The organism is Bythopirellula polymerisocia, assembly GCF_007860015.1.
Taxonomy (GTDB): Bacteria; Planctomycetota; Planctomycetia; order Pirellulales; family Lacipirellulaceae; genus Bythopirellula; species Bythopirellula polymerisocia.
In genome coordinates this window covers 702,691-715,657 of the sequence record NZ_SJPS01000002.1, presented here as the reverse complement: position 1 = coordinate 715,657, position 12,967 = coordinate 702,691, and the positions used below count along the sequence as shown (strand labels likewise).

The window sequence follows — 12,967 nt, the reverse complement described above, 5'->3', positions numbered from 1 at the left end:
GCCGGAACTTCGCACAGCCTGTTCCGGCCTACACAATAAGCATAGAGATATACGAGGAGTAATTTATCATGCCAGATATCACCGCAGCGATGGTGAAGAAGCTGCGCGATGAGACGCAGTTGCCCATGATGGAGTGTAAGGCAGCCCTGAGCGAAGCAGGGGGCGACATGGAAGCAGCGAAACGTGCATTGCGCGAAGCCGGTAAGAAGTTTATGGGCAAGCGACAAGATCGCGCCACTGAGGAAGGTCGTATCGGTATTTACTCAAGCGTTGCCGATGGGGTTGGCGCGATGGTGGAATTGCAGTGCGAATCTGCCCCCGTCGCTGCCAATGGAGAGTTCATCCAGCTAGCCGATGACCTTGCCAAGCAATTGGCCGTTGGTCCTGGAGCGAAGTCTCCTGAAGAACTGTGGTCTCAGCCGTCGCCAAGCAAGAAAGGGATGACTCTCGAAGACCAGAGGGACGAATTGCAGAACAAGATACGCGAAGTATTTCGCATCGCTCGGCTGGAGCGGATTGACGCTCCCTCGGGTGGATTTGTGCATATGTCCAAAATCGGGGTTCTCCTGGAAGTCGAAGGGGGCACCGACGAGCTGGCAAAGGAAATCAGCCTGCATGTGGCAGCTATGAATCCACGGGCTACTACCAAGGAAGAACTCGATTCTGAACTGGTCAACAAAGAGCGAGAACTGCAGAAAGATCGTGCCCGTCAGGAAGGCAAACCGGAAAACATCATTGAGAAAATGATCGAAGGCAGGATGAAGAACTTCTATGCGGAGCACGTCCTAGCGGAGCAACCTTTTGTAAAGGACGAAAGTCAAACCGTCGGAAATATCGCCAAAGAAGGTGGGATGAAGCTCAAACGCTTCATCCGCTGGCAACTGGGTGAGACGACTTCCGGCGATGCCGTCGACGCGGCATGATGTTAGAATTGCTAACGCCCGAGGGTTGCAACCCTCGGGCGTTTTTTACGCCTCTTAGCTCCATGGTGAGTGACGGATGACAGTGAAACCTGGAACAACCGACGGGCCCTATCGAAGGGTCGTTCTCAAGCTTTCGGGGGAAAGCTTTGCGCCCCCTGGTGAGCGTGGCATCAGCATGGAAGAGGTCGTCCATATTGCCTCGCAAACCTATCGGGCGATGCAGCAGGGGGTTGAGATTGCCATCGTGATTGGGGGCGGCAATATTTTGCGTGGAGCCCAGTTCACTGCCGGGAATTCCAGTATTCAGGAAGCCACCGCCCATTACATGGGGATGTTGGCCACAGTGATCAATGGACTCGCCTTGCAAGACGCACTGGAGTCGCTCGGCTGCGAGACGCGTTTGATGAGTGCGGTGAAAATGGATGGTGTGGCAGAGCCCTACATCCGACGACGCGCTAAGCGGCACCTTGAGAAGGGGCGCATCGTGATCGTTGCGGGAGGTACCGGTGCTCCATTTGTGACGACTGATACAGCAGCGGCGCAAAAAGCCTTGGAGATCGAGGCGGACATCTTGATGAAGGCGACTCGGGTTGAAGGGGTCTACAGCGAAGACCCAGAGAAGAATCCCCATGCAGTGCTATTTCGCAACCTCAGTTTCCAGGAGGTGCGGGATCAAAATCTTCGGGTCATGGACCCGACAGCGATCGCCCAATGCATGGAGCACGACCTGCCGATTCTAGTCTTCAATTACCGTGTTGACGGCAACATCGAACGCGCCGTTCGCGGTGAGAAACTAGGCACCTCTGTTACCAGTCGCAAAGAAACCGTGACCGCCTGATGGGGATCGCGGTGTAGAACTAACCTCTAGCCACTAACCACCAACCACTATCTGCCATGACTAGCGACGAAATACTTCTCGATACCGAAGAACGCATGGAGAAGGCGATCAGCAAGCTCAAAAACGACATGACCGGGATTCGCACCGGTCGTGCCAATCCAGGGTTGGTTGATACGGTACGAGTTGACGTCTACGGTTCTCCTACCCCGATCAAGCAGATTGCTTCAGTCAGTGCTCCCGAACCAACCCAAATCGTGATTCGGCCTTTTGATCCCTCGACCATTAAAGAGATCGAAAAGGGACTCATTGCGAGTGACTTGGGCCTCACTCCACAAAGCGATGGCAAAGTGATTCGGCTCAATATCCCTGCGCTTTCGGGGGAAGTTCGCCGTTCGATGGTCGCGCGGATCAAGGAACTTTCTGAGGAGTCCAAGGTGGCGATTCGCAACGTTCGCCGTGATGGCAACAAGCACGCCGATCAGTCAGAGAAGGACAAGATCATGAGCGAGGACGACCGGGATTCACTTAAGAAGGAAGTCCAAGACCTTACCAAGACCTACGAAGACCAGGCCAACGAAATCGCCAAGTCGAAAGAGTCAGAAGTGATGGATGGCTAGTGCTGCGTGCAAGCACTGCTAGCAAGTAAGCGGAAACTACTCGTCGCTGGTTGTGGTTCTACTGTTGTTCCTTGCGCATCTCTCTTGTCGCATTCTCCACGCACGGCCTATACTGCGGCCCAACCCCGTAATCTTCGCGCACCCGACGCGCGTTGACCCAATTATTTGCACTCGGTTTATGGAGAAACCGCCATGTCTCGTCCAGACACACTGCGCACGGAAGCAGAAGTAAGTCCTCTCAGAACTCGCCTGGCCTATTGGCTGTGGAAGCATCAGGTCGGCTGGATAGTTGCCGCGGCAGTGATACTAGTGCTGATGCTAAAGTTCAAGCAAGCGGACCCAGTCCGAACGGCTAAGGCCGATACCCAATCAAGCGTAGCAACATCGGCGCGGACTGCCGCTGCTGACGGAACATCTTCTGCGATCAAACGCCTGCCACATGATGTGATGGCTATCGTGAATGGCAAAGACATCAGCCGCAAGGATCTGACTGATGCTTGTGTAAAACGGCATGGCGAAGAGGTGGTAGAAAGCCTGGTCAACAAGCGATTGATTCTGAATCACTGCGAGAAGCGTGGAATCGCGATCACTAATCAGGATATTGCGGTTGAGATTGATCGGATGGCGAAGCGGTTCCAACTCTCGCGCGAGCAATGGTTGGAAATGCTAGAGAAGGAACGGGGCATCACCGCCCAAGAATATGCTCGTGACATCGTGTGGCCAACTTTGGCACTTCGCAGGTTGGCTGAGAAGGATATTCAGGTTTCTAACGCCGAGATCAACGAGGCCATGGAGCGGGAATTCGGAGAAACCATTAACGCCCGACTCATTGCCGTGGGCAATCAGCAATTGGCCAACGAAATTCGTGACAAACTGATTGCAGACCCCGAGCAATTTGCTCGGCTAGCAATCGAGAACTCGGTAGACATTAATTCAGCCAGCGTGGGTGGGTTGATTCAGCCGATTCGTCGCCACGTTGGTGACATTGGAATCGAAAACGCTGCTTTTGCTCTTCAAGAGGGGCAGATCTCTGAGGTGATCCCTGTGGCCGGACAATTTGTCATTCTCAAGTGCATCGCTCGCAATCAACCGCGGGGAGTGAATCGCGCGGAGGTCGAACAGCAAATCGTCGATAAAATCACAGACGAAAAACTGCGAGAAGCATCGCACGAGCTGTTCGGCAAGTTGCAAGAGTCGGCAACGCCGGTCAACATTTACAACAATCCCCAACTGCGTCAGACCATGCCAGGCGTCGTGGCCACAGTCAACGGTGACCGCATCACGATGAAGGAACTTGGGGATGAATGTCTGCTACGCCATGGTGAGGAAGTGTTGGAGACCGAGATTTCGCGTTTGCTGCTGGAGCAAGGTTTGAAAGAAGCCAATCTCGCCCTCACCGAAGCTGACCTTGAGGCCGAGGTGCGTCATGCGGCCGAGTTGGCAGGCGTGGTCGATCAGCAAGGCAACGCCGATCTCAACAAGTGGTTTGAAGCGATTGTCCAGGAGCAGAAGATGGACAAGGACCAATACCTCCGCGATGCGGTTTGGCCTTCGGCGGCGCTTAAGAAACTGACCGCTTCTAAGGTCCAGGTCACGGAAGAGGACATTCAAAAAGGATATCAAGCCAACTATGGAGACCGTGTACGATGTCGGGCGATTGTCTTGCCCACCATGCGGCGTGCCCAAGAAATTTGGGACAAGGCCAGGCGGAATCCGTCGGTCGAGTACTTTGGCGATTTGGCAGCCGAGTACTCTATTGAACCCTCCAGCAAGGCCTTGCGTGGTGAGGTACCTCCTATCCAACGCTTTGGCGGGCAGCCTCAACTAGAAGATGCCGCCTTCCAACTTCAGGATGGCCAGCTTTCAGGAATTATCCAAGTCCGAGACAAGTATTTGATTCTTCGCTGCGAAGGTCGTACCGAGCGGATCGATGTGGATGCCAACAAGGTTCGCGACATTCTGGTCCGGGACATCTACGAAAAGAAGCTGCGGCTGGCGATGAGCGAAAAGTTTGAAGCGATTCGCGAAAGTTCTCGTGTCGACAACTTCTTGGCAGGAACTTCTCAGGCACCCAGCGACCACTCGGCAAAAGGTCAGGCAAAGGTGCGGAATGATTCCGCGGTTCGGCAGACTAGCGGTACCGTACGATAAGGTTCGAAGCCGTCTTCCCTGCGCAGGCGGGGATACACCGGGCAGCACAAAAGTTCTGGGTACCCGCCCGCGCGGGTATGACTTTTCGCTTGCGCGGTGAACTCTCATCGGCTATACTTGGTCCTGCAAGTCAAACCTCGGCCTCGCTTTCTTGGGATCTCGCTATGTCTTCCGCATCGGAACCGTTTCACATCGAAGTAGCCCAGCGCGTGAAGCGTTTGCCTCCTTATTTGTTCGGGCGCATCAATACGATGCTTTACAACAAGCGGCGCAATGGGGACGACGTGATCGACCTCGGAATGGGCAATCCCTCGGATCCTCCGCAGGAATTGGTGATCGAGAAGTTGGCCGAGGCCGCCCGCGATCCGGGCAATCATGGGTACAGCAAGTCGAACGGCATCGTGAATTTGCGCCGCGAGGTCGCTGCCAAATACATGAAGAAGTACGGTGTGCGGCTCGATCCTGATCACGAGATCATCGTCTGCTTGGGATCAAAAGAGGGCTTCAGCCACATGTGTCTGGCAATGATGGGGCCTGGAGATTCTGCAATTGTGCCGGCTCCGTTCTTCCCAATCCATGTCTACTCGGTCGCACTCGCTTCGGGTAACGTAATCGCCCTGGAGGTATCCAACAGCGAAAAGTTCCTCTCAGACATTGCTTACACCTGTGAGACACTCTACCCGCGGCCCAAGCTGTTAATTCTCAACTACCCGCACAATCCATCGAGCGTGGTTGTCGAGCAGTCATTCTTCGACGAAGTGGTGAAACTGGCCAAGAAGTATGGCTTTATGGTGATAAGTGACTTTGCCTATGCTGACGTCGCTTTTGATGGTTACAAGCCACCAAGTTTCCTGGCCTCGTCGGGGGCCAGTGAAGTGGGCGTCGAATTCACGACCATGAGCAAGGGGTACAACATGGCCGGATGGCGGATCGGTTTCTGTGCGGGTAATGCAGAGATGATTGCGGCACTTGCGACGATTAAAGGGTATTACGACTACGGCATGTTCCAGGCGGTACAAATCGCAGCGATATTGGCCCTGCGTCACACCGACGCGGCGGTCGAGGAACAATCTCAAATCTATCAATCTCGCCGCAACGCTTTGTGTGAATCGCTGGCTCGGCTGGGTTGGGACGTGAAACCCCCTCAGGCAGGCATGTTCGTCTGGCAGGCGGTTCCCGAGCCGTGGCGATCGCGGATGAATACGATGGACTTCGCTATGATGCTACTTGAAAAGGGGAACGTCGCGGTAAGCCCAGGGAGCGGTTTTGGCCCCGCCGGTGAAGGATTTCTGCGGATGTCTCTAGTAGAAAACGAAGCCCGCTTGCGGCAGGCCGTGCGGCAAATCAAGAATTGCTTACGTGACGCTGAAGCGAGATTCACTAATGAGCCTGCACCGGTCAATGTATAAGCTAGAGATGTTGTCGCCTTTCGCATCGCGAATGTAGCGCTAATTTCGCGGAGCGAAAGGCAACTAAATTGGAAATTCTCGACTTCAAAAATTGTAAAATGGCGGCATGAACACTCGACCACTACGCATCGAAGTCGTTGACGATCAAATGGCCGAAGTGCTGCGCGGTAAGACCCCAGCGGAGCGAGTAGCTATGATTGGCTCGGCGAACCGCACGGCTCGTGTCTTGGCAGAGGCCGGTGTACGACATCACCACCCAGATTGGCAGGAAAGCCAAATTCGTGAGGAAGTGATTAAGCGAGTGTGTCGTGGACCAAGCTGAGCTATTAAAGTTTCTTGTGAGAAACTTGGAGCGATTGCAATTGCCCTACGCAATTGTTGGATCGTTTGCCAGCGGCATCTGGGGAGAGTCGCGGTTTACCCAGGATATCGATGTCGTCATATGTCCTTCGCTCGCTGAAGTTGAAGCCCTTTGTAAAGCATTTGCTGCTCCGGAATTCTACGTCAGTCCAAATGCCGCTCTGGAAGCGGTTCGAGATCGGAGCCAATTCAACGTCATTCACCTCGACTCCGGGAACAAGATTGATTTTATGGTGGCGGGAAAATCTTCCTGGAACATTGCGCAGTTGGACCGTCGAAAATCAATAGCATTGTTTGAGGATCAGAATGGATTCGTCGCTGCCCCTGAAGATGTCATCCTCGGCAAACTGATTTACTATCGAGAGGGGGGCTCAGACAAGCATCTGCGCGACATCGCTGGTATTGCGAAGATCAGCGGTGAAACGCTCGACTTACAGTATCTAGAACAAAAAGCCCGCGAATTAGAAGTATTTGAAACTTGGCAAGCCGTCCAAGATGCGGTTAGGGAGTCATAGCTTCAAATTTGGCGGGGTGCGGATAACCAGGTTGCGGATTTCGGTCATATCTTCCATGGCGAAGCGGATTCCTTCGCGGCCTAGACCGCTGTCTTTCACGCCTCCATAAGGCATGTTGTCTACCCGCCAACTCGGTACGTCACCGATGATGACGCCGCCGACTTCGAGCTCGTCCCATGCTTTCTGCATTTTGTAGATATCGCGGGTGAAGATGCCTGCTTGGAGTCCGAATTCGCTATCGTTTACCTGATCGAGGGCTTCTTGGAAATTACTGTAAGGATTGAGCACTGCCACAGGGCCAAAGGCTTCCTCAGCACAGAGCGGTTGATCCCTGGGAACGTTTTCCATGATGGTCGCTTCGAGCATGGCACCTTTGCGATTTCCTCCACACAGGATTTTACCACCAGCCTTAGTAGCAGAGGCAATCCAGTTTTCCAGCCGCTCGGCTTCTTTTGCAGAGATCATCGGGCCGATGAAGGTTTTTTCGTCCTTGGGGTCGCCGGCGACGAGTTTCTTGGTGGCAGCGACAAGCCGTTCGCGAAGTTCATCGTAGATGCTCTCGTGAATCAGGATACGCTGTACGCCAATACAGCTTTGGCCAGATTGATAGAACGCACCGATGATGAGTCGCTCGGTGGCGTCATTTAGATCCGCATCGGCATCGACGACACAGGCCGCATTGCCGCCGAGTTCCAGGACGACTTTTTTCTTGCCTGCGCGGGCTTTCAGATCCCAGCCGACTCCTGGCGAACCGGTAAAGCTCAAGAGTTTCAGGCGATCATCAGTTGTGAAGAGGTCGGCACCATCGCGGTGACAGGGGAGGATTGAGAAAGCACCCCTGGGCAAGTCAGTTTCGGCGAGGACCTCGCCGATGATCAAGGCTCCGACAGGAGTGCGGCTAGCGGGCTTCAAGACAAACGGGCAGCCGACCGCAATCGCGGGTGCGACTTTGTGGGCGGCTAGATTCAGCGGGAAATTGAAGGGCGAGATGAACGAGCACGGACCGATGGGGACCAGCTTGAACATGCCCCGATACCCGCGCGCTCGAGGTGAGATTTCCAGGTTCATGATCTCGCCGCCGATGCGGACCGATTCTTCGGCAGCTATGCGAAAGGTGTCGATAAGACGCGACACTTCACCACGGCTGTCTTTGATTGGTTTGCCCGCTTCGGTGCAGAGGGACATGGCCAGCTCGTCCGCCCGCTCCGTGAATCGGTCAACACAGTGATTGAGAATTGCTTGGCGCTCGTACGGAGGGAGTTGTGCCATTGGTGCGGTGGCTTCGACCGTTGCGGCGATTGCTCGGTCTATCGTCTTGGCATCTGCCATGGCAACCCGTGTGGCGACCTCGCCGGTGTATTTGTCCGTTACCTCGAGATCGGTATTCGCGGCAACGGGTTTGTTGGCAAGGTAGTATGGGTAGGTTTCATTTAGCATAGGTAAATCCTCAAAGTTTCGCACTTTGCTCAGCGATTTCGCGATTCAGAATCCGGTCATTGTCTGTGTAGTCGACAGGGACGTCGACGACATGGACGCCGGGAGTCGAGTGACATTCCTGCAATAGAGGCAAGAGTTGATTTGCAGAAGAGATGCGGTGGCCGCTCGCACCGTAACTCTCGGCGTATTTCACAAAGTCTGGGTTTCCGACGTCCAAGCCGAAGTTCTCAAATCCCATATGTGCCTGCTTCCACTTGATCATGCCATAAGCGTCGTCGCGCAAGATCAGCACTACTAGATGCATCCTCAGCCGTACGGCGGTTTCTAGCTCCTGGGAGTTCATCATGAAGCCACCGTCGCCGCAGATGGCCATTACCTTGCGATCTGGATAGACCAGCCGCGCAGCCATGGCTGAGGGCAAGCCGGCACCCATGCTAGCCAGGGCGTTGTCTAAGAGCACGGTATTTGGTTGGCGGGCAGGGTAGTTGCGTGCGAACCAGATCTTATAAATTCCGTTGTCGAGGGCGATGATCCCATCGTCTGGCATCATCTGGCGGACATCAGCCACGAGTCGCTGAGGATACATGGGAAACCGCTTATCACCGGCATCGGCCGCGATGTGCTCAATCATGGCGGTGCGTGCTTGCATGAACCGTTCAAAGTCCCAATGAGATTGTCGAGTGATCCGTTCGCTAATTTGCCAGACGCTGTTGGAAATGTCGCCAATGACTTCAACCTGCGGGAAATAGACAGGATCAACCGACGCGGAGAGAAAATTGATGTGAATCACTTCCACACCACCTGGATTCATAAAAAACGGTGGCTTCTCGACTACATCGTGACCCACGTTGATGATGAGATCTGATTTATCAAACGCGCGGTGGACGAAGTCGTTTGCCGACAGGGCTGCGTTACCGAGAAACAGGGGATCGGCCTCGTCGAGCACCCCTTTCCCCATCTGCGTGGTGACAAATGGAATCCCTGTCCGCTCGACGAGTTGCCGCAACATGCGGCAGGTCAATCGTCGATTGGCAGCGGCACCGACCAATAGCAGGGGATAATGCGCCTTTTCGATTCGCTTCACCGCGGCGAGGATCGCTTTCTCTTCGGCCACCGGGCGGCGGGCGATACTCTGTGGCAGGACCGGCTCATCGGTTTCTTCCCGGGCGATGTCTTCGGGGAGTTCCAGGTGTGTAGCTCCCGGGCGTTCTTCCTCGGCCAGGCGAAAGGCCTCCCGAATCCGCGAAGGGATGTTGCCGCCGCTGACGATCTGACGCGTGTATTTGGTGAGCGGGCGCATCATGTCGACGATGTCGACGATTTGAAACTGCCCCTGCTTGCTGGTTTTGACCGGTTTCTGCCCGGTGAGCATGACCATCGGCATCCCGCCGAGCTGCGCGTAGGCCGCTGCGGTAACGAGATTGGTTGCCCCCGGCCCGAGTGTCGAGAGACACACTCCCGCTTTGCCAGTGAGCCGACCATAGGTTGCCGCCATGAATCCAGCGGCCTGCTCGTGCCGCGTGAGGATCAACCGAATGCTGGACCGCGACAGGGAGTCGAGAAAGTCGAGATTCTCCTCGCCGGGGATGCCAAAGATGAACTCGACCCCTTCACTTTCGAGGGCCTGGACAAACAGATCAGAGGCTTTCATGGAAGTACTTCGAGACTCGGCAGGCAATTGTAATCTTCAACAATCACCAATCTATCAGAAATACTCGCCGAGCGAACTCCCCTTAACGCCCCGCTTTCCAGCCCCAGTCATGCTTGACGGCTAGCCAAGCGATGGTAAAAGGAATTCCAAGTGCCAAGACCATCGCAGTCACAGCGCACTTGGAGAAACTCGGATCAGGGAAAAGCCAGTCAAGCGACATCATTCCCCCAAGAAAAATCGCGAAAGTCAACACGGCGGCGTAAATAGGTTGCCGTAGCAAGCAATAACTTGCCAATGCAAGCGTATAGAGGATTATTAAGGCATAAGTTGTGAAGGTGGTAACGAAGATAGCTTCTTCATAGTGCGCAAAAGCACTTGACTGGAGCAAATAGCCCAATAGAACTAACATGCCGAACGCTACGAATTGCACTGCAAGTCCCGCCATGTATTTTACGACAAACCATAGATGCACGCTTGCTGGTCGAGATCGCCAAAATTTATTAACGCCTGGAGCGAAGTCTTCGAGGAACAGACCGATACCCGTGACAATGATGACGAAGAATCCTGCAGATAGTGACACCATAGTTAACATAAAACCGAGATCAGCTAAGGTGCCGTTTCGCTCATTGAAATAGTGGACTACCGGGACAATCACCAAAATTCCTGCGACAGTCATCGCTGCCAGCGGCCCCGTTTCGCGGAATTGCTTCCAGGCAATAGCGAGCCACTGAAAACGCATCGGTTCTGAATTCTTGCTCTTCCAAAGAGACAATCCGAATTCAAGCCCCACGGCACGCTTCGGTGTAACCGGTACGTTAGCGAATCGCTTGAGGTATGTGGCTAAGATGGCCCCATGGGACAATGCGCCAACTGCTACCACAAGCGGCCATTCAAGTTCGCTATTATTGGCGGCAATTTGTCCAACCATGATTCCGGGACCTCCTGGTAATGCCGCGATTAGATACCACAGAATCTCTTCCCACATTGGACTATGTTTGTCTGCCGAATACATTAGAAGGGCAAACAGCATCCATGCACTGATACAAGTTAGAAAACCAATCGCAGCAGCACGTACCTCATCCGAGCGATTGACGCCTCCTGCAACTATCCAAAGCAGATAACTCGCGAGTCCAAGTATTCCAGAGAATAACCCAACCAGTATCCAGTAAAACAGTTCAGGGTCTTCAGTATGAGTTAGGGTTTTCCTATCGACTAACCAAACAATAGTTGCCATGAGTACGCCCCACATAACTACGATAGGCACCAAAGCCGCTATCCAGCCAGCAATGAGTTTAGTCAATCCTTTGTGCCACGCTGGTGTTGGTATAGCCTGCAAAAATCGCATAGTGTTGTGGGAGTTCTCTCCTCCCGAAACCGTCATGCCAATAAGAGTCCCTGCGATGAGCACGTAGCAGGCAATTAGTGCCGGAACAAGATTGAAATAAGTCCTGAACATTGCGGGATAGGCTATCCTTCCCAAAAGGAAAATCATTGGAATCGAAATGAGACCTGTCAGCGCAACGAACCGCCAGCGTTGTTCGCGCCATTCTTTCCACAGCAGGCTTTTCCAGGTTGAGTTCATGGTTGGTGCTCGCGTATTCTCATGATAAGCTTAGTCGCGATGCTACGCATCGCAGGGTTGGGGACCGGCGACTCGTATAGTCGCGGCTATGGGGCTGCTACGTTTTCCTGCGACGTAGGCTTCGAAAATCTCGTCGAGATTGAGATCGACGATGCGATGCTCGACACCTACTTGCGCTAGTTTCTGAATCACCGTTTCAGCATTTTCGACGATCACGGCCACGTCTGCACCGTCGGGACGTTGATCGAGGATGCGGGTTTCGCTGGCCAATTGCGATGCCGCCTCACGATGGAGAACGATTTGCTTCACGTCGCGACGCAATTCCTCGGTCTCGGCATGTCGCACGATCTTGCCGGCATCGAGAATGGCGACTTCGTCGGCGACGGGTTCCACCTCGTACAGCAGATGCGAACTATAAAACACCGTGCGGCCTTCCCCTTGTAGATGCGTGATTAGATCGCGGTTGAACTGCTTGCGCATGATGGGATCAAGGCCCAATGCGGGGTCGTCGAGAATGACCAACTCCGGTCGATGGGCCAGCGCCAGCACCAAACCGAGCCTCACATTCTGTCCCTTGGAGAGATGCTTGATCTTGGTGGCCAGCGGAACCTCGAAGTCCTTGGCATATTTGAGAGCGAGTTGATGGTCCCACGTGGGATAGAAGGGGGCCATGAAACGCAGGATTTCCTCGCAGAGCATCCAGCCGTACATGGTTTGATCTTCGGCAAGGTAGCCCACTCGCCGGCGCACCTCCACGGGATGCGTGGCGGGATCGAGACCCAGCACGCGTACCGAACCGGCATCGCGGCTGAGTAGCCCCATCATGATGCTGATGGCCGTTGTCTTGCCGGCGGCATTACGACCGAGAAATGCAAACGTGCGACCGCGCTCGACTCGAAATGTTGTATCGCGGAGGACTTCTTGTTTGCGAAACCTTTTGCACACATCGATGAATTCAATGGCAGGATCGATCATGAGGAGACCCCTGTTTTTGACTTTGCGGGTTGTTTGTTGACTGGGGGCTGAACTTGCTCGAGTGCCTTCGATAAGATCTCGTGCAATTCGTCAGCAGTGAGACCTAGAGCAATCCCCTGGCGGGCCATCTGACGGAATTCTTCGCCAAGGCGTTTGCGATGCGACGCCAAGCTGCGGCCTGTAGAGTCTTCCGCAATAAAAGTCCCCTGCCCTTGCCGCATCTCCAGCAGCCCTTCGCGGACAAGTCGTTCGTACACGCGCAGAATCGTGTTTTGGTTGACGGCCAGTTCCCGGGCCAGTTCTCTGACCGAGGGAAGTCGGTCCCCCGAGGCGAGTTTTCCCGCAGCGCAGTGCATGGCGATCTGCTCGGCAATCTGCGACGAGATGGGAACGGCAGAGCCTTTTTCAACGCGAATTAGCATGCCAAATAAGCCTCTAGAAGCTCGGGAAACAGCCAGCTGACTACAGTTATATAACAGTAGTCTTAGGCTGTCAAGCGGATTCGGTGC

The 12,967-nt window shown here is 54.2% G+C and carries 12 protein-coding genes; 7 read left to right on the top strand and 5 right to left on the bottom strand.

All coding sequences use genetic code 11. From position 1 onward, the window contains the following. The first annotated feature begins 68 nt into the window (after window positions 1-68). The 7 genes from tsf (at window position 69) to Pla144_RS09005 (ending at window position 6,813) form a co-directional block, all read left to right on the top strand. Window positions 69-923 carry a translation elongation factor Ts gene (gene tsf, locus Pla144_RS09035; protein WP_146450254.1) on the top strand — a complete coding sequence of 285 codons (855 nt, stop codon included), beginning with the start codon at window positions 69-71 and terminating at the stop codon, window positions 921-923. A 76-nt stretch (window positions 924-999) separates the two neighbouring features. Then, window positions 1,000-1,761 carry a UMP kinase gene (gene pyrH / locus Pla144_RS09030; protein WP_146450251.1) on the top strand — a complete coding sequence of 254 codons (762 nt, stop codon included), beginning with the start codon at window positions 1,000-1,002 and terminating at the stop codon, window positions 1,759-1,761. A gap of 56 nt (window positions 1,762-1,817) precedes the next feature. Further along, on the top strand, window positions 1,818-2,378 hold the full coding sequence (frr, locus tag Pla144_RS09025; protein ID WP_146450249.1) for a ribosome recycling factor: 561 nt from the start codon (window positions 1,818-1,820) through the stop codon (window positions 2,376-2,378). A 192-nt stretch (window positions 2,379-2,570) separates the two neighbouring features. Beyond that, entirely contained in the window at window positions 2,571-4,529 is a 1,959-nt protein-coding gene (locus Pla144_RS09020; RefSeq protein ID WP_146450247.1) for a peptidylprolyl isomerase, read from the top strand. A 164-nt stretch (window positions 4,530-4,693) separates the two neighbouring features. Beyond that, entirely contained in the window at window positions 4,694-5,938 is a 1,245-nt protein-coding gene (locus Pla144_RS09015; RefSeq protein ID WP_146450244.1) for an aminotransferase class I/II-fold pyridoxal phosphate-dependent enzyme, read from the top strand. Window positions 5,939-6,044: 106 nt separating this feature from the next. Continuing rightward, on the top strand, window positions 6,045-6,260 hold the full coding sequence (locus Pla144_RS09010; protein WP_146450241.1) for a hypothetical protein: 216 nt from the start codon (window positions 6,045-6,047) through the stop codon (window positions 6,258-6,260). Between the two features lie 40 nt (window positions 6,261-6,300). Then, window positions 6,301-6,813, top strand: coding sequence for a hypothetical protein (locus Pla144_RS09005; protein ID WP_146450239.1), 513 nt, complete (start codon window positions 6,301-6,303; stop codon window positions 6,811-6,813). Here Pla144_RS09005 and Pla144_RS09000 read toward each other — a convergent pair. From Pla144_RS09000 to Pla144_RS08980, 5 genes are all read right to left on the bottom strand, one after another. After that, window positions 6,808-8,250 (bottom strand): aldehyde dehydrogenase family protein, encoded by a 1,443-nt coding sequence (locus tag Pla144_RS09000; RefSeq protein ID WP_146450236.1) that lies wholly within the window; start codon window positions 8,248-8,250, stop codon window positions 6,808-6,810. The genes Pla144_RS09005 and Pla144_RS09000 overlap by 6 nt on opposite strands. A gap of 10 nt (window positions 8,251-8,260) precedes the next feature. After that, window positions 8,261-9,901, bottom strand: coding sequence for an acetolactate synthase large subunit (locus Pla144_RS08995; RefSeq protein ID WP_146450234.1), 1,641 nt, complete (start codon window positions 9,899-9,901; stop codon window positions 8,261-8,263). An 82-nt stretch (window positions 9,902-9,983) separates the two neighbouring features. Further along, window positions 9,984-11,483, bottom strand: a complete 1,500-nt coding sequence (locus tag Pla144_RS08990) for a hypothetical protein (protein ID WP_146450232.1) — start codon at window positions 11,481-11,483, stop codon at window positions 9,984-9,986. A gap of 42 nt (window positions 11,484-11,525) precedes the next feature. Beyond that, on the bottom strand, window positions 11,526-12,458 hold the full coding sequence (locus tag Pla144_RS08985; protein WP_146450230.1) for an ABC transporter ATP-binding protein: 933 nt from the start codon (window positions 12,456-12,458) through the stop codon (window positions 11,526-11,528). Next, window positions 12,455-12,880, bottom strand: coding sequence for a GntR family transcriptional regulator (locus Pla144_RS08980; protein WP_146450228.1), 426 nt, complete (start codon window positions 12,878-12,880; stop codon window positions 12,455-12,457). The genes Pla144_RS08985 and Pla144_RS08980 overlap by 4 nt, the downstream gene beginning before the upstream one ends. Between the last annotated feature and the right edge of the window lie 87 nt (window positions 12,881-12,967).

What these genes read in the sequence shown, in the direction of transcription:
- tsf (WP_146450254.1), top strand. Translation starts at nt 69, where the DNA reads ATGCCAGATATCACCGCAGCGATGGTGAAGAAGCTGCGCGATGAGACG.
- pyrH (WP_146450251.1), top strand. Translation starts at nt 1,000, where the DNA reads ATGACAGTGAAACCTGGAACAACCGACGGGCCCTATCGAAGGGTCGTT.
- frr (WP_146450249.1), top strand. Translation starts at nt 1,818, where the DNA reads ATGACTAGCGACGAAATACTTCTCGATACCGAAGAACGCATGGAGAAG.
- Pla144_RS09020 (WP_146450247.1), top strand. Translation starts at nt 2,571, where the DNA reads ATGTCTCGTCCAGACACACTGCGCACGGAAGCAGAAGTAAGTCCTCTC.
- Pla144_RS09015 (WP_146450244.1), top strand. Translation starts at nt 4,694, where the DNA reads ATGTCTTCCGCATCGGAACCGTTTCACATCGAAGTAGCCCAGCGCGTG.
- Pla144_RS09010 (WP_146450241.1), top strand. Translation starts at nt 6,045, where the DNA reads ATGAACACTCGACCACTACGCATCGAAGTCGTTGACGATCAAATGGCC.
- Pla144_RS09000 (WP_146450236.1), bottom strand. Translation starts at nt 8,250, where the DNA reads ATGCTAAATGAAACCTACCCATACTACCTTGCCAACAAACCCGTTGCC.
- Pla144_RS08995 (WP_146450234.1), bottom strand. Translation starts at nt 9,901, where the DNA reads ATGAAAGCCTCTGATCTGTTTGTCCAGGCCCTCGAAAGTGAAGGGGTC.
- Pla144_RS08990 (WP_146450232.1), bottom strand. Translation starts at nt 11,483, where the DNA reads ATGAACTCAACCTGGAAAAGCCTGCTGTGGAAAGAATGGCGCGAACAA.
- Pla144_RS08985 (WP_146450230.1), bottom strand. Translation starts at nt 12,458, where the DNA reads ATGATCGATCCTGCCATTGAATTCATCGATGTGTGCAAAAGGTTTCGC.
- Pla144_RS08980 (WP_146450228.1), bottom strand. Translation starts at nt 12,880, where the DNA reads ATGCTAATTCGCGTTGAAAAAGGCTCTGCCGTTCCCATCTCGTCGCAG.